The sequence below is a fragment of the Bradyrhizobium sp. USDA 4461 genome (genome assembly GCF_054055655.1).
The window spans coordinates 4,283,943-4,304,081 of sequence record NZ_JBSRXM010000001.1 but is presented as its reverse complement, the minus strand read 5'-3'; the positions used below and the strand labels follow the sequence as shown (position 1 = coordinate 4,304,081).

At 57.0% G+C, this 20,139-nt stretch carries 14 protein-coding genes and 1 pseudogene; 4 read left to right on the top strand and 11 right to left on the bottom strand.

From position 1 onward, the window contains the following. Nucleotides 1-252 precede the first annotated feature (252 nt). On the top strand, nucleotides 253-1,152 hold the full coding sequence (locus tag ACVINW_RS19955) for a class I SAM-dependent methyltransferase (RefSeq protein WP_456752862.1): 900 nt from the start codon (nucleotides 253-255) through the stop codon (nucleotides 1,150-1,152). Nucleotides 1,153-1,210: 58 nt separating this feature from the next. Here ACVINW_RS19955 and ACVINW_RS19950 read toward each other — a convergent pair whose 3' ends face one another. The 6 genes and pseudogenes from ACVINW_RS19950 to ACVINW_RS19925 all read right to left on the bottom strand — a co-directional run bounded on the left by ACVINW_RS19950 (nucleotide 1,211) and on the right by ACVINW_RS19925 (nucleotide 5,164). Further along, on the bottom strand, nucleotides 1,211-1,363 hold the full coding sequence (locus tag ACVINW_RS19950) for a hypothetical protein (protein ID WP_456756609.1): 153 nt from the start codon (nucleotides 1,361-1,363) through the stop codon (nucleotides 1,211-1,213). Between the two features lie 9 nt (nucleotides 1,364-1,372). After that, nucleotides 1,373-1,554 (bottom strand): annotated as a pseudogene (locus tag ACVINW_RS19945) (IS66 family transposase); the annotation flags it as partial. Beyond that, complete coding sequence (locus tag ACVINW_RS19940) at nucleotides 1,532-1,726, bottom strand: hypothetical protein (RefSeq protein ID WP_456752861.1); 195 nt, start codon at nucleotides 1,724-1,726, stop codon at nucleotides 1,532-1,534. The gene ACVINW_RS19940 and the pseudogene ACVINW_RS19945, both read right to left, overlap by 23 nt. Before the next feature lie 304 nt (nucleotides 1,727-2,030). Beyond that, a complete protein-coding gene (locus ACVINW_RS19935; protein WP_456752860.1) occupies nucleotides 2,031-2,771 on the bottom strand; it encodes a potassium channel family protein in 741 nt (246 codons plus the stop codon). A gap of 200 nt (nucleotides 2,772-2,971) precedes the next feature. Further along, nucleotides 2,972-4,318, bottom strand: coding sequence for an LLM class flavin-dependent oxidoreductase (locus ACVINW_RS19930; protein ID WP_456752859.1), 1,347 nt, complete (start codon nucleotides 4,316-4,318; stop codon nucleotides 2,972-2,974). Nucleotides 4,319-4,981: 663 nt separating this feature from the next. Further along, nucleotides 4,982-5,164: a hypothetical protein gene (locus ACVINW_RS19925; RefSeq protein WP_456752858.1), complete on the bottom strand. Its 183-nt coding sequence runs from the start codon at nucleotides 5,162-5,164 to the stop codon at nucleotides 4,982-4,984. A 738-nt stretch (nucleotides 5,165-5,902) separates the two neighbouring features. Between ACVINW_RS19925 and ACVINW_RS19920 the strand changes: the two genes are divergently transcribed. Continuing rightward, a complete protein-coding gene (locus ACVINW_RS19920; protein ID WP_456752857.1) occupies nucleotides 5,903-6,139 on the top strand; it encodes a hypothetical protein in 237 nt (78 codons plus the stop codon). Nucleotides 6,140-7,109: 970 nt separating this feature from the next. Here ACVINW_RS19920 and ACVINW_RS19915 read toward each other — a convergent pair. The 4 genes from ACVINW_RS19915 to ACVINW_RS19900 all read right to left on the bottom strand — a co-directional run bounded on the left by ACVINW_RS19915 (nucleotide 7,110) and on the right by ACVINW_RS19900 (nucleotide 12,984). Then, nucleotides 7,110-8,573 carry a hypothetical protein gene (locus tag ACVINW_RS19915; protein ID WP_456752856.1) on the bottom strand — a complete coding sequence of 488 codons (1,464 nt, stop codon included), beginning with the start codon at nucleotides 8,571-8,573 and terminating at the stop codon, nucleotides 7,110-7,112. 665 nt (nucleotides 8,574-9,238) lie between these two features. Further along, the gene (locus ACVINW_RS19910; protein WP_456752855.1) at nucleotides 9,239-10,081 is read right to left on the bottom strand and encodes an electron transfer flavoprotein subunit beta/FixA family protein; all 843 of its coding nucleotides are present in this window, start codon (nucleotides 10,079-10,081) and stop codon (nucleotides 9,239-9,241) included. A 557-nt stretch (nucleotides 10,082-10,638) separates the two neighbouring features. Then, on the bottom strand, nucleotides 10,639-10,884 hold the full coding sequence (locus tag ACVINW_RS19905) for a hypothetical protein (protein WP_456752854.1): 246 nt from the start codon (nucleotides 10,882-10,884) through the stop codon (nucleotides 10,639-10,641). A gap of 453 nt (nucleotides 10,885-11,337) precedes the next feature. Next, entirely contained in the window at nucleotides 11,338-12,984 is a 1,647-nt protein-coding gene (locus ACVINW_RS19900) for an AAA family ATPase (RefSeq protein WP_456752853.1), read from the bottom strand. 987 nt (nucleotides 12,985-13,971) lie between these two features. On the opposite strand from ACVINW_RS19900, the gene ACVINW_RS19895 reads away from it, so the two are divergent. Beyond that, complete coding sequence (locus tag ACVINW_RS19895) at nucleotides 13,972-14,277, top strand: HU family DNA-binding protein (protein WP_456752852.1); 306 nt, start codon at nucleotides 13,972-13,974, stop codon at nucleotides 14,275-14,277. 2,478 nt (nucleotides 14,278-16,755) lie between these two features. Beyond that, nucleotides 16,756-17,481 carry a LuxR family transcriptional regulator gene (locus ACVINW_RS19890; RefSeq protein WP_456752851.1) on the top strand — a complete coding sequence of 242 codons (726 nt, stop codon included), beginning with the start codon at nucleotides 16,756-16,758 and terminating at the stop codon, nucleotides 17,479-17,481. Between the two features lie 691 nt (nucleotides 17,482-18,172). Here the strand turns inward: ACVINW_RS19890 and nifA are convergent. Then, a complete protein-coding gene (nifA, locus tag ACVINW_RS19885) occupies nucleotides 18,173-19,996 on the bottom strand; it encodes a nif-specific transcriptional activator NifA (RefSeq protein WP_456752850.1) in 1,824 nt (607 codons plus the stop codon). Between the last annotated feature and the right edge of the window lie 143 nt (nucleotides 19,997-20,139).

Here is a 20,139-nt window from a genome sequence, read left to right as displayed (position 1 = left end):
CGGCCGAGACACGTTAGCGGCACTTTGCCGTAGCACACCCGAAATCGACCCGCAAAGGCATGCTCCCTACGCGGCACAGCCTGAGCACAGTCAACAGAATGAATCCGAATGCGACCGGCTGGGAACGAAGGTGAAGGACGCGATCCTCATGAATCTCTCATCGGCTTTCGGCGAAACGTTCGGTTCGTCAAACAATCTTTAGCGGTTCAGCAGAAAGCCTAAATATACTGAATAGAAGCAGGTCTTTAACGCATGGCGACGCAAGCCGAAATCTCCTATCATTATGATGTAGATAACGATTTCTACGCAGTCTTCCTAGACAAGGATCACATGGCCTATAGCTGTGGCGTCTGGGATGGTGCGCTTGACCTTGAGCATGCGCAAAAACAGAAGTTGGCTCGAATTGCTTCGTTTGCCCGAGTGAAGGCCTCGGATCGGGTCATGGATGTAGGGTGTGGATGGGGTGGCTTGATTCGCTACGCATTGGATGAACTTAACGCCGCTTCAGCGGTCGGGCTTACTTTAAGCAACGATCAGTTCGCTTATATCTCCGCACGAAGTAGAGAGACCATCCGTGTGGAGCTTCGCTCCTGGGCCGACTATCCCGCGCCAACGGAGAGATTTGACGCGGTGATGTCGGTAGGCGCGTTTGAGCATTTTGCATCGATGGAAGATCGCGCAGAAAATGTTCATCGCGACATCTATAGGAAGTTCTTTCAGTGGTGCTCGGATATTTCGGTGGACCAGGCCAGTCTTGGCCTGCAGACGATCATCTCCACCCGGCCTCCGCGCGATTTGAGCGAGGTGCGCGACGTACGGTTTCTGCTTGAAGATGTGTTCAGGGGTTCGGCGCTTCCGTACATTGATGACGTCTTGGAGGCGAGCGGCGGGATTTACGAGGTCATGGAGCTACGGCGCATCGGTAAAGACTACTCTAGAACGCTTTCGGAATGGAAAACTCGCCTCATCAAGAACCGGGCAAAGGTTATCGATCGATATGGCGAGCCGTTGTTCCATCACTATGAGCGTTATTTCGACTCGTCAGAGCGCGGTTTCAACTCGGGACTTGTAGATCTGCTGCAGGTATCCCTGCGTAAAAAAGCACAGATATCCAACAAGCTGGCTAGGCCGACGAATGGACGCCGGCCATAGCGAGCGAAGTGGTGACGCCTGCGGCCAAGCGGAACGCTGTCGCGCATCTCATGGATACTCAATTGAATTGGGCAAAGCGGAAATCTTGATTGGGATCACCGTAACCCAACAGGCTATTTGCCGCATCGCGAATCTTCGTTAGTTTTCCGAGAAAGACCGCCAATCCGGCAACAAATGCGGCTCCGACAACGACGGGTGATTTAATCTTCATATGGCCTTTCTGTCCGTCCCGAGCGGTTTTCTCGATGTCGGCCAGCTCAAAGGAGCCCCGCCGCCATGGGCGAAGCAAAATGCCGGCGTGATCGGCATCGCTTTCCTTTTCAGGTCGAACAACGGCTCGAAGCCGCTATAGCAATCGGCTTGCAGGATGCCTGACTGATCACGCCGCCTTGGGTGTGCCCCGGTCGCGAGCGGTGATCGCTCCGTCTTTGCCCTGCATCGGCGCTATTAGCCAGCGTTCGATGTAGAGCAGAGCCCATTCGTCTTGAACATGCTTCCTGATGGCCTTCATAAGCGGCTCGTGGCTGATATTGTCGAACAGCCCTTTGATGTCGAACTCCAGCACCCAGTCCATCATCCAGTACCGTGGCCGGGTGACGCCAACGGCGTCCAGCGCGAATTTTCCGGTCCGGTAGCCGTAGGAATCGGGATAAGCGAGCAGCGATCGAAGAAATGGAGCGCAGAGCGTTCGCTATCACGCCGATGCATCCGATCAAAGACATGGGCGCGGCTCCGCGTAGCGGCGCGATACATCAAGATGGGCGTGGTCAAGTCTCCACGCAGAGGATGCGAGTAGCTCATCAGACAGCTACTCGGCTTTGGCAGCGAAAAGCACGATGACGCCGTCGACGCACTCGTCTATCTCATCCTTGGTTTGGCTAACGAGGAGATCGAGGAGCAGAAAGTTCATCACGTTTGAGCTCTGGACGGCCAATGACTCGCGCCAATATCACGACAATCAAGATAAACGCGGAAAGTATTTCTAAGACGGTCGCAATCTTTGCCGCTATCGAATGCGGATAAATGTCGCCGTAGCCGACGGTCGCCATCGTTACAAAGCTGAAATAGATGCAATCCACGACCATGCCAATTGGGGGCAGTGTCAACAATCGCGGAAACCGATTGTATTCGGACCACAGCCACGAGTTTTTGTCGGCAAGGTCGATCATTCCACTGTATGCGCCAGGTCCCGAAAACAGGGCCACGTAGTAGTGAACCAACGCGAAAAATAACGCCGTTGCGCCGACAAGCTGTACTGCCCTGAAAATCGATTTTGGAGACCCATCCAACGAACCAACGAATGTGACGGTATACCAGGCTACGAAAAACCAATGTCCTGCGCTTAATCCGCCCAAGAATATAACGGCTAAAAGAGATGCTATTATTGGTTCATCCAAGCTCGGACTGATGTGCACCAGCCCAAATAAAGAAAGGGTCCAAATGATCGAAAACCCAATGCACACACTAACTAAAATCACGCCCGCCAAATACAACGGAAGAAGGGGGATAAGAAAGAACGGATAGCGACCGACGAACTCGGCATATCTGTTGTTTACTCTAATTGTCGCAGCAGCGAGTTGCCGTAGAGCGTTTCCGAACCTGCGAAAAACATCAGCCATGAATATCCCCACAGATCGGAAACTCTGAAAGAGAGTCGTCGGTGCCTACACTTAAAGTACCTTTATGCCCGCCATTTTTTGCGCAATCGGCGATGAAATCAGAAGTAGAGTAAGCCAGAAAGACACCGTTTCAGTCAATCGCTATCGCGCCAGATCGCTTGGCGAAGAGGACGGGTAAGCTCCATTCGTTCAACCGCACTTTATCGAAGTGGGTGAGCCGGTCGCTTCAAGCCGAGATGATCTCTCAACGTCCGGCCTTGATACTGTGTTCGAAATAGGCCGCGCTTTTGTAGCTCCGGGACGACCAGATCGACAAAATCGGTCAGACCCTGCGGCATATACGGAGACATGATCGTATAGCCATCGACCGCCCCGGCGACGAACCAATCTTCGAGATGATCAACCACTTCCGTGGGATCGCCAACCACTATCCTGTGCCCGGCTCCGCTCGCGACCCTCTCGGCGACCTGCCGCAAGGTCAGGCCGTCGCGATCTGCGAGCGCCCTGAGAAGTTGATAGCGGCTCTTGATGCCTGTGACGACATTGATGTCGAGCTCGGGGAGCGGTCCGTTCGCTGGAAATTCCGAGAGGTCGGTATCCAGGAGCTCGCTGAGCAATGCCATGCCTGCATGTGGCGTCAGCAGCTCGTTGAGCGTGGCCTGTTTCTCCTTTGCTTCGTCGGATGTCCGGCCGACGAAGATCAGCGCCCCTGGTAGGAACCGAATGTCTGACGCAGAGCGTCCATTGCGTTCGGACAGCGAACGAATTGCTTCACCCGCTTCTGCTGCTTCGTCCCGGGTTTGGGCCGCCAAGAAGACGGCATCTGCCGTTTTTGCTGCGAAATCCCTGCCGACGTCGGAAGTTCCTGCCTGAAACAGAACGGGATGACCTTGTGGAGGCCTTGGCAAGTTCAACGGGCCCCGGACATTGAAATATTCGCCGGCATGGTCGACAGTGGCGATCTTCGCTCGATCGGCATAAACACCGCTCACCTTATCGCCTATCAGCGCGTCATCCTGCCAGCTGTCCCAGAGCTTTCTTACAACATCTACGAATTCTGCGGCTCGCGCGTAGCGCGCTGCATGAGAGGGATTTGCCTCCCGACCGAAATTACGTGCTTCCGGCTGACTTGCGGTAGTCACTACATTCCAGCCGATCCGCCCGTGGCTAAGATGATCTAACGCGGCGAAGCGGCGGGCGATGCTGAACGGCTCGTTATAGGAAGTGGAGGCAGTCGCTGCGAGACCTACCTTTTCAGTTGCGGCTGCCATGATAGGCAGGACTGCGAAGGGATCGATCCGGAACGGTACCTCATGCAAAACCTCTCGTGCCCCAGCGGCTGATCTTGGTTCGGTCAAAGCCAGAATGTCAGCAAGAAACACGACGTCAAACAGTCCACGCTCCGCAATTTGCGCGATCTCCTGGTAAAAGGAAGGTTCAAGTATCGAGGCGGTCGCGGCCAGCGGGTGGCGCCAGGAGGAAGTGTGATTGCCAGGCTGACCGCAAAAGGCCGCGAGGTGCATGTGTCGGTCAGTCTGGCTGCTCATGACTATACTCCGGCGAGGGAGGCCGCGGTTTTTGAACACCCTCCCGATTTACTGAGGTAAAGAAGGAATAAGCGCGAGACGCCCAGCATCAACACTTTGTACGTCACGAAATAGAAAGCGGCCTTACTCGCGCGGGCCAGGTCAGGCCGGAGCACCGCTATCGTCTGACGAACTCGAGCTCGATCAGCGCGTCTCGAGCGCGACGAGCGCAGCCAATTGTGTGCATCGGCCTGACTGCACCTCCGTGCGCCCACGTCTTCGTCCCGGATGGCGCACCATATGCCACCAACTCGTGGATAGCAGCAGAACATGGGCAGCATAGCGCTCGAAAGAGGTTCTCACGGGAGAGGCACGATTAGAGCCTTCAATAAGCCGCGGAAGGCGCGAGTTCAAGAAGTCGGCGCTGTCTCGAGCCATTTGACATCTCGCCTAAGTTTTTCGGCACACCCCAGGGCTTCCGGTCGCGCGCAATAGCGAAAATAACTATGGTGTAGCGGTTTCGCCCGATCCGCATCCCGGTAACGCTCGCTACCTTCTTCGGGCATGTCGTGTTCCCAACTGTTCGATTGGTCGTCTTCGCAACGCGATGTTCGAGCGGCCCGCCTGCACATTCCCTGTCAAGCCTCCGACTGACGTGCAAATGCTCGTTTTTGCCTTGTCCAGCTAATGCCCGAGAAGGTCGCCGAACGGCGCGATCGCCAGTGCTCCAGCCGACGTCTCCACCCTGGCGAACAAACGGCGTGACCAGTATTCTGGAGGCTCGCACACCCAGATCGACGTTCCCTCGGAGACGTAGAGCTTTCCGTCGGACGCGAAGGCCTGCTTCTTAGCGGGTCTGTTTGGCATCGGGGGAGCTCTGACCATGGTCCCGGTGCGCGGTTGCAATGGCACTGCGGATTTCCGGGTGACGATCGGGCTCTGGAAATACTCACAAGCCAGCGCGCAGCTACCCTGGAGCGGGGCACCTTGCACCACTTGCGCCGAAGCGCATCGCCCATGGATATGGCACCGGGGCCGCCCCCGCCGGCAGACTTGGCAAATGTGAAATTCAGCCCAAGTTGTTCGTCCAGAGCAGTTTCGGGTCCATTTTGCTCAAGCAAATCTGCCGACAGAAGAATTTTCCAGGCGGGCGTCAGTCCGCCTAGATCGGAAAGTTCAGGAAGGAATTTTACGTATGGCCAAACCTCCCCACCCGGCCCATCCGGATGCGGCCGCCTGGGCTGTGTGCAGGTTCTGGACAATCTGCGCGCGCTGCGCTGGCGTTGATGAGAGCTTCAGTCGGTAGCCGTCGCGAGTGGGCGCCAGGACATGTGCGTCGACGTCGTCGACCCGTCGGAATGCTCAGCTTTCCTACTGTCCCCGCTCTCAGTTCACGGACACGGGAAGGCATGCAGGTCCGGTTGGCTTTACCGAGACTGACCAATTACGGCCAAGAAAGCTCGCACAGTGCGTGACGTCCCGCCATCTTCGAGGCGACGTGTCGTAAGGATTTGTCAACCGTGCAGGGTAACCGATCCGCTCGCTAACCAATCAACAATCGTTCTGGCACACCTTCCCGCCGGAATGAAATGAGGACAATCGAGCATGACCGGTCTGGCCGTTATGGAAAATGTGCGCCGCTATCGCGCAATAGCTTCGCTGTGCCGTCAGGCCGCGACATTCCGACCGGTTCAACGACTCTCATTGCTCATGCAGGCCGATGACTGGGAGCAACGAGCGGTCGCCGAACTAGAAGGATACTTTGGCGCTTTGAACAGATGTCGAGGATCTGGAATGGGAGGGCCGAGCGAGATCTCGTCAGACTTCCCTGGCCCATTCTAGCACCACTTCCGCACTGAAATGTCCCCCAGATCCTGGAAGAGCTCGGCAGTTGTCGAGCCAATTCAATGTGGCGTTTATGCTTGCGAGAAGACGCGCGATTTGATCTACAGGCGCGCTCTGCTCGGGAAGGGGAAGCGAACGAACGCTCTGTAAGCTACGTTAACTGCAATAGATGGCAAATTACGTTCGGTTGGATTGACAATCGGGCTCAACAAAAGATTTTCTCGGATGCACGGGACGCTGACCGTCAGACCACCATCGATGACGATCCCTACATTTGGACAGATTGAGAACGCCTAATCCGAACTCTTTGGCTGCGCCTGCGATACGAGATGATCGTCAGAGTGTTATACGCATCTTAAGCAACCGACGTGCCAACGATGTTTGCGCGTGAGTTCCCCAAAGAACAACGCGCCTATGGCCGCCACAGAGGAGTTTTGCTGCTCGACTTGAGACATCGATGTTGTGAGCCAGACATAGCTCAAACAATAACACCGACGACAAGGCGACGATCACCGAAACAAGCAACTGCCTGGGCAAAGCTCTCTGCCCGCGAGAAGACTCTCCTATCGAAGTCGATTGTCCTCAAAATATCGGGCGCTGCAGCATCACCATGGCAATGGCTTGGATGAAACAAGCAAGTTTCATCTACCCGTTTAGACAAGTTGCTGCGATACCCCCATCGTCGCAACAAGCGACCGACGTGCCAATGACGTTTGTGTATTCTCTTGACGAGCCAATGCACCTCCGGCTGCCTGACTGAATACTGCGGTCTTACTGTCTCGGTTTAGGCGAGCGTGGTCGGGTGCCGATCTCCATCGCCACTTTTATCTGCTTCAGCGTCCCTGATAGGTGTGATCCGCACCACGATATTGTCGCCCAGATCGCGTTCTAGGCCTACCAAATCGTTTCTAACGATCCCCATCTTACATCAGTAGCAAGCGTGCAGGTTGCACACGCAGTACTCGAGCTAGAAGTCAAAACCGGAGCTTGAGCCGCCCACATCCCACTGCGGCGAAGGATCTGGTTGATGAACGCTGTCGGTTGGCGAATGTCCGGGTGAAGTAAAGATCTCCAAAAGCTTCGCCGTGTCGAAACTTTCCACTGGCGAGGAGCCGGCTTGACCCATACTCGGCCAAATCTCCACCGGATCGACAGTTTGCACCGGCGACAGAGGGGCTGGATCTGGCTGATTCACACTGTCCGATGGGGATCCGACAGATGAAACGAGCATCTCCCGAAGCGTTGCCGTGTTCAAGTTTTCAGCCCGCAACTGATTCGGATCATCCGAGGCATTCCGAAACCCCGCTGAGTTGTGGAGTGGCAGCGAGGGGACCGGTTGATCTTCCAGTAGCCGCCAAAGCTCCTCCGGGTCGAAACTTAAGTCCAGTGACGCGGCGGCCAGATCATCCTCCGCATGCCAAGGGGCGGCCCTACCGGAAGCGCGCTCCGTGTTGCGGTAATCACGAACCATGCCCAGCCCGCTGACAATGCTGCCGTTGCCGGGAAACCGCTCTTTTGCAAGTTTGACCAGCTCCGGATATTCCAAATTGGTGATTCGTTGGCCATCTGCGTTGAGCGCCCCGGCAAACCTGAGAAGATTTTTGACGTAGACGTCGATGGCCTTCTTGGGGCGGGTGCTGGTACGAGCCGCAGCCTCAATGAGGCATTTGTCTTCGACGGCAGGAGCATGATCTTCACGGGCTCGGCGTGCAGCCAAGATACCGGGCTCACGATGCTCGCGAAGCACCTGCAATGCGGCCTCCATCTCATTGTCATTGCCGAACATCCCTTTGGCGTGGGCTAGCAGCGTGTTGTGATCGAGCGTGGCCATCGTTTGCCCCTGCGACTCGAGCGATTTCGCCAGCCTGCGAAGAACACGATCGTACTTCTCCGCGGTGAGCGGTGCCCATCCCCGGCGTGCCGCAGCTGCCTGAACTGCGCCGTCGATCAGACTCTTGTCTTCCGCAGGGGGAACATAATGTCGATCTCCATCGGCCACCTTAGGCTCGCGGTATTTGTGAAGCGCCCCCAAGGCATGGCGCATTTGCTCGTCGGCGGGAAAGTACAACCAAGCGTGGTCAAGCAGGGACGTCTGATCGAGACCGGAAATGGTCTTGCCTCGGGAGACAAGATCATTCCCAAGTTTTCGTAGGGAAAAGGCATAGTTTCGAGCCGTTTGCTCCTGCAGATTCCTACGCACAGCATCTGTTTCAACTGCCTCTATGAGGCTCTCGTCTTCGCTCGATAGCTGAGGATAGGCGGGCCGTTGGGTATCTCCGGGGACGGCGGCTTCGGCCGCCTCACCCAGCCGCTGCTCAAAATCGGTTTGCGCAGCTTCGTTCGGTTGCGACCCCTGAGCTGCCTGCTGTCTCCCCAACAGATGGGAGCTTCGCGGATCCGAAGAGAATGGGTCGCAGTTGCTCGGGTCCATGGCGGCCTCATTTGTTTTAGGAAACTCAAGAAACGGAGATTACCTGTTACCCGTGACTGCTGATGAAAAGCTGACGAGCCCGAAGCCTCTGACCAGGAGCTCGAAAACTACATTCCTTTATGTGCGTCTGGTTTCGCGCGATCCGCTTGATGACCGGCGTGAGGCCCGCCTCAAAGTGACGCAAACTCGGCTGGACAGCTCGGCAAGACCTGATTGACGGAGGCGGCCGCGATGGCGAATGCCAAGCAGGTGATCCCAATTGCAGTGACGAGATCGCGAGGAATAAGGACCGCAAGCTTCACAGGCACGTTCTGGCAGAGCGGGCAGCACCGGGCAGGTTGCGTCATTCTCAGTTAGGACAACAGGTGGCCCGGCAGGGCCGCTTTCGCTTTTGGATCGGCAGTAGATTGCAGCCGCTCGTCTCGACAGCCACCGCGAGCAGCATAAGCCGCCGAGCGCGGCGGCCCAGATGACGACTAGCGTGGGACCCGCTCGGTTTCGTCACCTAGGAGCCATACCTCGCAATGAGGGCGCCGGTGCGAGGATTGCGCCAATCTCGCCTGAATCATCAGCGCCAAGCTCTGCATGCCAACCTTGCACGTCGGAGTGACGAGTGGTGCCAGGCGTTGACGCGCTCGGGAACTTTTTCGCCAGGACTTTCAAGATCAGGCATCGCGGACTAATGCGGCAAGATCGGCCTCGAGCTTCGGCTGATGCTTGAAGATTGCGTCAATCAATGCCTGCGCGGGTTGCTCGGCGGCCTCAACCAGTGCCGCTTTCTCGGCGCGCGCAGAGGGCGCGAACACTCGCTTCACGACGGTCGGCGAGCCCTTGAGACCGCATTTGGAGACGTCCTCGACGCCGGCATCGTGCGCGCTCCATTTTACAATCGGCGCACGCGCAGCCCGCAGCGCATCCGCCATTGCACCGCGCCGAATCTGGTTGGTAGCCTCCAGCATGGTGACGAGACAGGGCAGCCTGGTATGCAGCACCTGGACACCACCTTCGGAGCGCCGTTCCGCTTCAATCGTACCCGCCGCGAGATCCAAGGATCTCACCTTGGCGACGTAGGTTAGCTGCAGCACGCCCAGTCGCTTTGCAATGCCGGGTCCGACCTGCGCCGTATCGCCGTCTATAGTCTGTTTGCCGGTAAAGATCAGGTTCGGCGGCCCATATTCCTTGCCAATCTTTCGGATCGCTGTTGCCAGTGCATACGTTGTGGCTAGGGTGTCGGAGCCCGCAAAACAGCGATCGGTGAGCAGAACGGCACGATCCGCGCCAAAGGTCAGCGCTTTTCGCAAAGAGTCTTCGGCCGATGGCGGCCCCATTGTCAGCACCGTTATCTCCCCACCGAAACGATCGCGCAACTCCAGCGCGGCCTCGAGCGCGAACAGGTCATAGGGGTTAATGATGGTAGGCACGCCCTGGCGCATGATCGTATTGGTCACGGGGTGCACGCGGATCTGCGCTGAATCCGGGACTTGTTTGATGCAGACGACAGTGTGCATGGAGTTGCTCCAAAAAGTTCGACAGCTGCGAACGAAACAGCAAATGTTGTACCATCGCGCTTGTTTTTTGGATTTCTCAGGAGTTACGTATATTTACATGGGACAATGTAGCCCCTTTAGCTCGCTGCTCCAGATGGAGGAATACCGACGCGCGTCGGGGCTGCGACAGCGCCATCCAGCTGCGAATGCCGGGTGACTGATGGCAAAATCGGCTTGCGAGATCACCTCCGCCCGTTAGGCGCCGGCAGAATTGCGATGCAAGCAAATGCCCCCGCTCTGGAGCTCGGCCGGCTCGATTCCCGCATCGTTCTGATACTGCCGCGCTCAAGATGGATCCTTGAGCCAAACATGACTGCAAAGAGGTCGGGGCTGGTGCCGCTCAATATGTCGACCAGCATTTGCAATCATCAACTGGCTGGTCTGAGGAGACCTCCAAAAGGCTCCTGAAATTTGCTAGTTGAAACCAGCAGATTTTAACCCGAGTTTTCTGACGATCGCAGGTTTGTTCGCAGATTTTAAGGGACTACTCGTGCTGAAACACTATCGGCCATATTGTTTCAGGCGAGGTCATTATGCGTGGGCATTTCTGCGAATCCCTCTTCGGATCCACCGGCAGCCGCAAGTACCTCAATGCTGCCGACCTTCTTCGCTTTACTAAGCCAGCGATGCTGGCCCTGATTGAGGTTAGGCTTTTTTGTCTCGTTCCAGGTTTGAGTGGCGGACGGATCTCTTGCACTCTCACCCGCAGCGACCGACATCGATATGGGACTTAGAAGCGTCGCAAGCGCGGTATCGTCCGGCAAGTCCCCCTTCCCCGCGCCGTACCCGCCCAACTCAACTGCACTTCTAATCTGCGCTGGCAGCAAAGTGATCCAGATTCCGCCTGTAGACCGATCTGAACATGAAGTCGGACGATAGCTTGGCGCGGGGTCAAGGAGGTCATGGCGGCGGCTAACATCAGCGGGATAGTCGCTGTGGCGAAAGGACTGCGGCAGGCGTTCGAGGTGAATGCATTTCAGTCGCTAGTCCCAAGTCACCTCATTCAACGATGGCTGGGCCATGCCTCTCTTTGAAGACCACGTCCATCTATGGCAACGTGGTGGTCCAGAACGAAAAAGTGAGTGAGCCTCGGTCGCATCGACTCAACTCGGTACGATCGTAAGGAACCGCCCGACCCTTCCAGCCTGCCCGCAAAGAATGCGACTAAATCGCACTGACACGTATTTCGGTGATATTCCGCCAAAGAAGCCCGCGTCCTAAACTTGGCATACTCGATCATTCTGCTGTGATGGCGCCCCTTGTGCTCCGCCGAGCAGCTTGATGTTAAGCCGCCCCCCCGTTAACAGCATATCATCGAGTGCCTGATCGATATCATGGGAGATGACCGATTCGCCGCCATCCCGTGCGATCGAGGATTGCGCGATGCGCCGCATCAACTCCTTGATGAACGCCGCGGCGGCTCCCTCGCTCCGGCGCACGGCTTCATCGACAATGGCGTCGGTGAGTGGCAAGCCTTTCCCATAGAGCCGCACCAGTTTGTCTCGGCCGTTTGCATCAGGTACCGGCACTTCGATTGCCTGGTCAATGCGGCCCGGCCGGCCCGCAAGGGCCGCCTCGAGCTCTTCGGGCCGGTTGGTGGTAAGTAAGAACAAGATGTCAGCGTCCTCCTTCAGGCCATCCATCTCATTGAGCAACTTGTTTAGCAGTGATTCCTCACACGGCACTCGCATTTGGACGCGGTTGCGCGCGATCAGATCAACATCCTCGATAACCACCAGGGCCGGCTGCAAAAGCCGCGCCAGGTTCATATAGACGCCGAGAAATTCAACCTGCTCAGCTGCAATTATGAGGGTAGTCTGACCAGTCAGATTGGTTGCAAGATATCGGATTGTATGGGTTTTTCCGGTGCCGGGGGGGCCATAAAGCAAAATGCCCTTACGTGTCGACTGACCGAGACTGCGCAGCGCATCGCGCGTTCGGACAAAGCTCAATATATTGCGATCGAGCAGTTTAAGCGCCTTCTCCGGAAGGATCACGTCGTCGCGGCTCACCGGCGGCCATCGATGCACCGTTACGCCCCCCGATCGGCCGCTATACTTGGGGTCGGCAGCGAGGGAGATGATCTTGCCGCGGTACGAGCGGGCGGATTGTAGCGCTCTCTCCAGTTCGTCGAAGCAACGCTGCGCGAACGGCTCGCCGGCCGTGCCGCCAGGAATCGCAATCTCGATACGCAACTTATCTTCACGATCATACTCCCGGACATACGATAGCACGACTGCGTAATGAAACTCGTCCGTCTTGCATAGCCACAGCCCATTGAGCAGGCATTTGACGGGCGCCGCCTCGCCGACGTCGATCTCATAGTATTGCGGCGGGGCGAGCGAAATAGCGTCGCGTCCCGCCCGCTGGAGCCGCGCGAACGACAGTGGCTCATGACGCCACGGCTCATACGCGCCGAAGAAACGGACTGGCGAGGGGAAGAGCTTGTCCATCGCGACCTGGACGTCTGCACACATGTGGCCCGGAAACTCTCGCACCATGGTCACAAGCCTGTCCACCGAGATATCAGCAAAATGCCAGGCAAGCGCATCACAGCCCCATTTAAATTGGGCTGCTGACGGATGCGGTGCCCGCGCTGCGCCTGAAGGCTCGGTGGTGATCCGCAGCTGATGTCCTTCACTATGGATGCGCTGCTGCGCTCTATCGACGAGCACCTTTGCAACTGACGGCTGAAAAGGGCCGCAGGAGACCTTCCCCTGCCGGGCAATGGTGAGTGCGCAGGCATGACGCTCAAGTTCCCCGGATACCTCGCGCAACAAATCCACCACGAAATCGAACGGCGTATTGCCGCCATTGCGAAACACCAGCTGAACAGTCTTGGCCTTACTGCGAACTTTATCCATTGTGGCTTCCCGGTCGTGAGTGAAACGGCATCAGTGTTGACGTTGTCCGCAGCCCGGGTTCTCCACCGCACTGCGCCTGTTGCGACTTGGTTTGCGCTTCGCCGTCCATGCGCCATTTTGGCGGCATCGACTGGCAACTGGCTCCTTAGTATTGAGAGGTGCGCCTCGACTTCGGCTCATGGTACATTCATCTCCGAAAGCCGAGTAAGGGCACGCAGATCCCCGCGTCAGAATGCAAGACCGCGCGTATCCTGCCGACGCGCTGCACTTGACCGCGTTAGCGTTCTTGCGATTCTGGAGCTCCTCCCGTGGAGTTCTCCGAGAGGCCACGGCGCTCGCGCAATGGTCCCGTTATGTTGCTGCTTTTCATAATGGCTTCCCGCGTTTTCAAGTCTCTCAGCAAGCGGCATGCCACGCGCGCACACGCCCTCTTAAGCTGCTTACTTTGCTAGAAAAATCATCACGCTCGCGAAGAGCATGAGTCTCGCGGCTTTGATCGCACCGACGTTCAACGCAGCCATAGTTGGATATGCGACACGAACGAAGCGAGGAGCCGGTAGGCCTCTTTCGGCTATCGACGCATCGCCTGGTGACATCCGAAGCTGCACGGTTCTTTTTCGGCCTGACTGCCTTGGGCCTCGTCGTTGGTGAACGCATACAAAAGTCAGCGACAAAAACGAGTTGCGCGGCAAGACATTGGGCTAATGGCTTTCTCCACTATCGATCCCCCGATTGGTGGAAGCGGCTGGCAATACGCGCCGCTTGGCCCAATCGGTCAGGTGAGACACGACCAATTTTCTGACGTATGAACCGGCAAAGCGCCGCATACGGAACTGAGCCTTGTGTTTTGGCTTACGATAGCTTTTAAAGCCATCGCTTCCGGAGCCTGTCCAACGGCCTTGCAATTTGCACGTTGCCGGGCTCAACGTGAGTAGCATCGGCGGAATTCGGGATATTGAAAACGTTCTCCGCCTCGTAGAGGGTTTCATGATGTCCAAGATGACCAAGAGCCGGCTCATTGACGCGATTGCTGATGGTACCCAGCTTCCCAAAGCTGACGTAAGGGCCGTGATTGAGCAACTGGCGATTATAGGCTACAAAGAACTGCATCAGTGTGGAGAGTTCGTCATTCCCGGCATGGTGAAAATGTCCGTTGTGAGCAAACCTCCTACTGAAGCGCGCATCGGCATCAATCCTTTCACGAAGGCACCGATGGAGTTCGCGGCGAAGCCGGCTCGCAAATTCGTTAAGGCATCACCGCTCAAGGTCGCTAAAGACGTATTCGCGGCATAGTTCATCCGTGATGTGCCGCGAATTAACTTTTCGGGTGGCGACGCTCCTCCATTAAGGCTGACCTCAGCGGAGGACCATTGTCGCATCACTGAAAAACTCAGTGCCCGCTCAGTTTTCCAGTTATAATTCCGAAACGCGCAGGGACATGTAGGGCGAGTGAAGCAGTACCCTCCCGCTCACCCAATGGCGTCAGTGGCGAACCGATTCATGCCCGCGTATTCCAAGCATCAGGCTACACAATAAGTGTTGTTCCGTGTGATGACAGCACGGCTTTGTCGATCTTTGCAGACATTCTCGCGCTTGCCCTACTTTCAATCGCCTTGCGGTTTGCATCCTCGCTGGCAGACCGGGAGTGGCCGGACAGCAATGAGACCTGCTTAGATTACTCACGCGGAACAGTCGCTTCCTGCACGTGTTCGTTCCTCTGCGGCCGTCGACCAGTTCACCAAATTTAATTGTGCGGCATCTTGTACCACACATGAACTGGTAACTCGCACATTCAGAAGGCCTGCTCTATGCGTGAGGTAAGATCGTGGTTGCGATCTTGTCCAAGGCACGCCGCGGACTGCGAATGATCGAACCTGAAGAGGGATTATTCGATGAAACGAGTTACGTTTTCTGTGGTGGCCGCAGCCGCAGCTCTGATTGGCTTACCTGAAGCAAACGCCGAGTGGACGCGTTGCGCCAAACACGGCCCTTGCCGCACTCCCGTCGCCCCCTGGACCCATGATGGTCGGCAAGGTTCGGTTACTCACCATCGTAGCTTGATCGGTGCACTACCGTGCAGCAACGACGTGTTCGGCGACCCTATCATCAGCTGGAGGGAATGTTTCGTGACAACAAACTGAAAGCACTCCGCCCCGTCTGAGGAGCGTCGCGGCGCATTTGCTGCTAGGCGCGATGACGGCAATCCACTGCAACCGAACGGCTGCTGTCTCGCGGTTCGCGGATAGGCAATTGTCGTCGCTGCGTTTTCAGCAGCGGCTCTCGTGGCTTGGTCTAGTCGTACCCTGAATGGGTCAGCGCAAGTCGCCGTGATCAAGCCGCTCGGCGAACAGGTACATTCACTTCCCGCCGATGCCGACTCTTAACTGATAGCACTACTGGCAAGGACATTGGGCTATGGAGATGCGGCACTGAGCAAGGCACGTGTGCGACATCGCCCCAGATGTTGCCAGCGTAAGAGCGTGTAGGCTCGCGATTGGCGACAACGAGGTAGGCATTCCTACAAAATCGACTGGGTTCAAACTTAGGCCGATTCTCCTGCGGTTGAGAACCGACAACGTTACATCGAACCGCGCCCGCATTATCAACCGTAGCCAGTCGCGCGGCGCGGTTCATCCGGTTGGCAATCGCACTATTACGCGCGCATTTGCAAGCGGTGGAAGCATCGACCTCACCTCCCCCTTACGGGCCAGCATCGGCAACCACGGCGGCATTTCTCAACATGAGACATGTCGATTTTGACAGACGCGTTCCTATCATCTGCCACCGCACGTCCTCGCGCGATGAGGAATGGCTCGGTACCCGAGCAACCCTCGTGCGCGCAGTATACAGCCAGATCATCGGAAGAAGCGGACAGACGGTACTTGACCAGGCTGTGAGAGGGGAACGTTACCTTTTTCCGGATCGGTTCGAAGAGAAGGCAAGGGCTGCAAGCTACCCTCTTCTTGGTTTGGGCCAACTTATGCCTGGGCTTACGCAAATGGTACGTCGCGTTTTCCTCGAATGTCAGCATTAGCGCAGTGCGTTCGCGATACTCCGGACCCGACTTGCCGGGAAGTCTTTGTTTCCAGCTTGTTTTCTTACTAGCCCTGCAGTTGGCACGACAGTTGCTGTTGCTAGATTCACGATCTCTCTCCTTTGGAGATGCGCATGCAAAGTATCCTCTGGATCAAGCAGCTCTCGTTACTGTGCGTATCTCCCGTTGCACCTTCAGCGCGGGGATCACCTACGTGGGTGCATGCGCCCTGGACGTCTCCAACGCACCTGCGCAGCAGGCGTCTGGCCATCATGAAACAGTCACCGTGCTGCTCCCGGGCGCGTCCAAGAGACCATCCAAGAAAGCAGCATCAGCGAATCGCTCACGATCCCGCTCGCAAGGGGAATAGGAAGAATGACGCTGCTGTTGGGTTCGGCGGCAAATACAGGATTGATGTCTGAACCGTATTGGCCAAGCGGCGCACCGCCTGGTTCACCAGCGCGCTCTCTCTCCACTGAATCCCGAACCGCGACGTTCAGCATCTCGACGAAGAGCAGGAACAGAAGCCCCGCTCCTTGACGGCACGATTGTGCCGCCACAGCTTGCGGACGGATAACAAACTCCGGGATCGGTGTGACGCAAAGCGACGTGGGCGTCCCTGAGCTCTCATGAAGACAAAAGGTAAGAGTGCAAGCCATGGAACGGAATTTAGCTTCCCCTGAAACAAGCGCCACTCCCCACACTGATAGTCCTGAGTGACCTGCAAGGCTACGATCATGAATCTTTTTAGTTTCACCGAATGCGCAAGCCAGACCCATTCGCTCAGAGCGCTGTTCGATCTCCTGGTAAACTTCGCCACGAAAGAGGGATTCAGTGCAGTTGCCTACGGGACGCTTAATTTCGACGCGCCGCTCCAGCTTAGCGAGTGTCTACCGCCCACAGTGGCTGTGAAGTGGCCACCCGAATGGTGCGACCGATATTTCAAAGGCAAATACCATACGATCGATCCGGTGGTCCGGCGAACACCGACGCTTGCGCAACCGTTCCTTTGGGATCGTCTCGCTGACCACTATCAGCTTCAACCCGACGAGAAACGCGTGCTCGAGGAGGCGAGGGACGCGGGCCTGAAGCATGGAATGAGCGTGCCACTATTTGGTCCATTGGGGCAAGTATCGGTTGCGTCCTTTGCATCACCCTTCGATGACGCTGATCCTCAGAATCGCATCGGCCATCTGAACACACTAGCCTGGCACTTTCACATCGCCTATCGCGAGATTGCTCGCCCCTCTAGCAGTGGCGGTGACAAACGGGTTGCACTTTCACAGCGCGAGATCACCTGCCTGCGCTGGGTGAAAGAGGGCAAATCGTCATGGGAAATCGGAAAACTCCTGGGAATCAGCGAGAATACCGTCAATTTTCATATCAAGAACGCGATGCGAAAACTGGGGGCGAGCAGACGGACCCAAGCGGCCTTTACGGCTGATCATCTCAATCTTCTCTGAATTCGTTTAAGGGAGCGACTGACCGACCGGCTAAGATGCTCCGCGATGAAGCTCGTAACAGTCTTTGGGCCCCGCGTGTAGGACAGCCCCTTCGACCGGATTTCATCTGCATTCGTGAAAAATGCATAGCAATTGCTCGCGCGAACGCGAGCCGCGCTTGTGTTTACTTCATCATCGCTTCGACCTCTGCTCGAAACGCTCGGCGCGAGGCATCTCTTGAATAGAACATGTGGCCCCCGGAAAAACGCCAAGTTGAACGCGCCGTGCCGAGGGGCGGCTGAAACCCCTGAAGCGCCTCACGGCAAACGCCGGGGACTAAACACCTAGCTCGCTGCTCCAGACGAAAGAATACTGACGCGCGTCGCAGCTGCGACAGCGCCATCCACTACGAGTGCCAGGTGAGTGTCGCCCGGACCACTTGCGAGATCACGTCCGTTTCCATCCGGCGCGGGTAGATCGCGATGTACACACTGACAGCCCCTGCCCTGGAGCACGGCCGGCTCAATTCCGACGTGGTTCTGATATTCTGCGCTCAAGATGGACCGTCGCATGCCGCCTCACCAAGCTGGCATCTCGAGCAAGCTGATCCTGTCACGCATGGTAATCTGCGCGGCCGAGGGCGGACGCGCCTTCAGATTCGAGCGCATTGGATGCGTCCCCAAACCCATTGTCCTCTCATAGGGACGTGCGTTCAGAACCGTTTGATCTCGATTCCGTACTTCCGTAGCGCGTAGCCAATCTGGCGCGGCGTTAGTCCGAGCAAGCGCGCGGCTTTTGCCTGCACCCAACCAGATTTTTCCATGGCGGCAATGACCCGCTCCCGATCGGCCATCTTTGCGCCGCTTACGAGAACTGTGCCGGCAGGCGCCAGCGAGGCCAGTTCGCTGCGGACGGGCGGGACCAGCGCAGCCGCTTCAGACAGCGAAGTGATCGGCTTGGCCGCCACTGGCACGGTGGGTGCCGACTGGACCGTCGCCTCCTCCGATGTACTCTTCCACAACATCGCGGAAAGGCACTGACCATGACAACATGCAAAGTCATTTCTCACGATCGATGCTCCGGACGACAGGGTCGCTGTGCGCTCGATACAGTTCTCCAGCTCACGGACATTGCCCGGAAAGCCGCAGTTCATCAGCACATCGATCGCACTCGCTTCCAAGGTCAGCGTGCGGCCGTTCTCGTTGTTGAAATTCCTGAGAAACTCTCTGGCCAGCAGCGGAATGTCGCTGCGTCTTTCGCGCAGCGGTGGGAGCAGCAAGGGAACGACGCTGATGCGGTAGTAAAGGTCCGCGCGAAACTCGCTTCTTGCCACAGCCTCTTCAAGGTTCTTGTTGGTCGCAGCTATGACTCGAACATCGACCTTGATAGTCTGGTTGCTGCCGACCCGTTCGAACTCCTGCTCCTGCAGGACGCGCAGCAACTTCGCCTGGAACGGCGCTGAGATCTCGCCGATCTCGTCAAGAAACAACGTGCCTTTGTCAGCAAGCTCGAAGCGCCCCTTGCGCAAGCTGAACGCGCCAGTAAAAGCACCTTTCTCATGACCGAACAGTTCGGACTCCAGCACCGTCTCAGGGAGTGCCGCGCAATTCAGCTTAACGAACGGCCGCTTGGCCCGAGAAGACGATTCGTGAATGGCCTTGGCTACAAGTTCCTTTCCTGTACCGGATTCGCCGCGCAGCAAAACCGTGCTGTTCGATTTGGCGACGACCGAGATCTTCTCGAGCAGCCCGCGCAACGCCGGGCTATCGCCAATGATCCCATGGATGGGTAGCTTCTTGCGTTCCCGTGGCGGCTGCCTAAGCTCGAACAATTGCTTCTGCAGACGGTCCTTCTCCCCCATCAGCCGCTCGCGGTCGCAGGCGACCAAGCGATGCAGCCGCACTGCTTGTCCCACCAGGTTGGCGATCATGGCGAGCAGCCGCGCATCATAATCAAGCCGGAGGCTCGACCTATCGTCACGGACTCGGTCAACCGTCAAGGTACCCACGACTTTGGGGTCAATCCGGATCGGAACACCGATGAATGATACCGGCATATTTTCCGAGGCACCGAGCACTTCCAGGTCAGCTGCGCTGAACGCCGGTTCGGCTGCCACGTTCTCGGCGACAAGAGGCCTGTCGGTCGCAACGATCTGGTCGATCGCCCTCTGCGGCAGGCGCATCCGGTAGCGCTCGTCGCTGCCTTCGCTCCAACCGGCACCCACCGTGATGTCCGGCATCCCGTCATCGTCGAACAGTGAGACGATACCGTGTCGCGTCTGCACGAACGATTGCAGAAGGCCCACGACGTTGGCCAACGTGACCTCGAGCCGGCAGGGAGCGGTGAGCACCTTCGATATTTCAAAGATGCCGGTCAGCGCGCTCTCGCCCAGCGGCTCGCCCGAGAGCTCGCGCTCCGTCTCTGCGTGAGAGGTAGGGCTTTCGCGCGCGGAAGCGATATGCAGCATGAGGCGGTCTCCGTTAACTTGATCATCCTCCCTCTCACTTTGTTCGAGTTTACGGGCTTCGTTTTGCATGTCATGCTCAGTCTAGGGCTACGAGTTGACGAGATGACATAGAAGCGTAACACCTTCATGGCACGACGGTAAATCTACGGTGCCGTGATTTCACTTTTTCGGAATGGGTGGGTGACGTCACGCAGAACAAGAGCTTCAGAGCT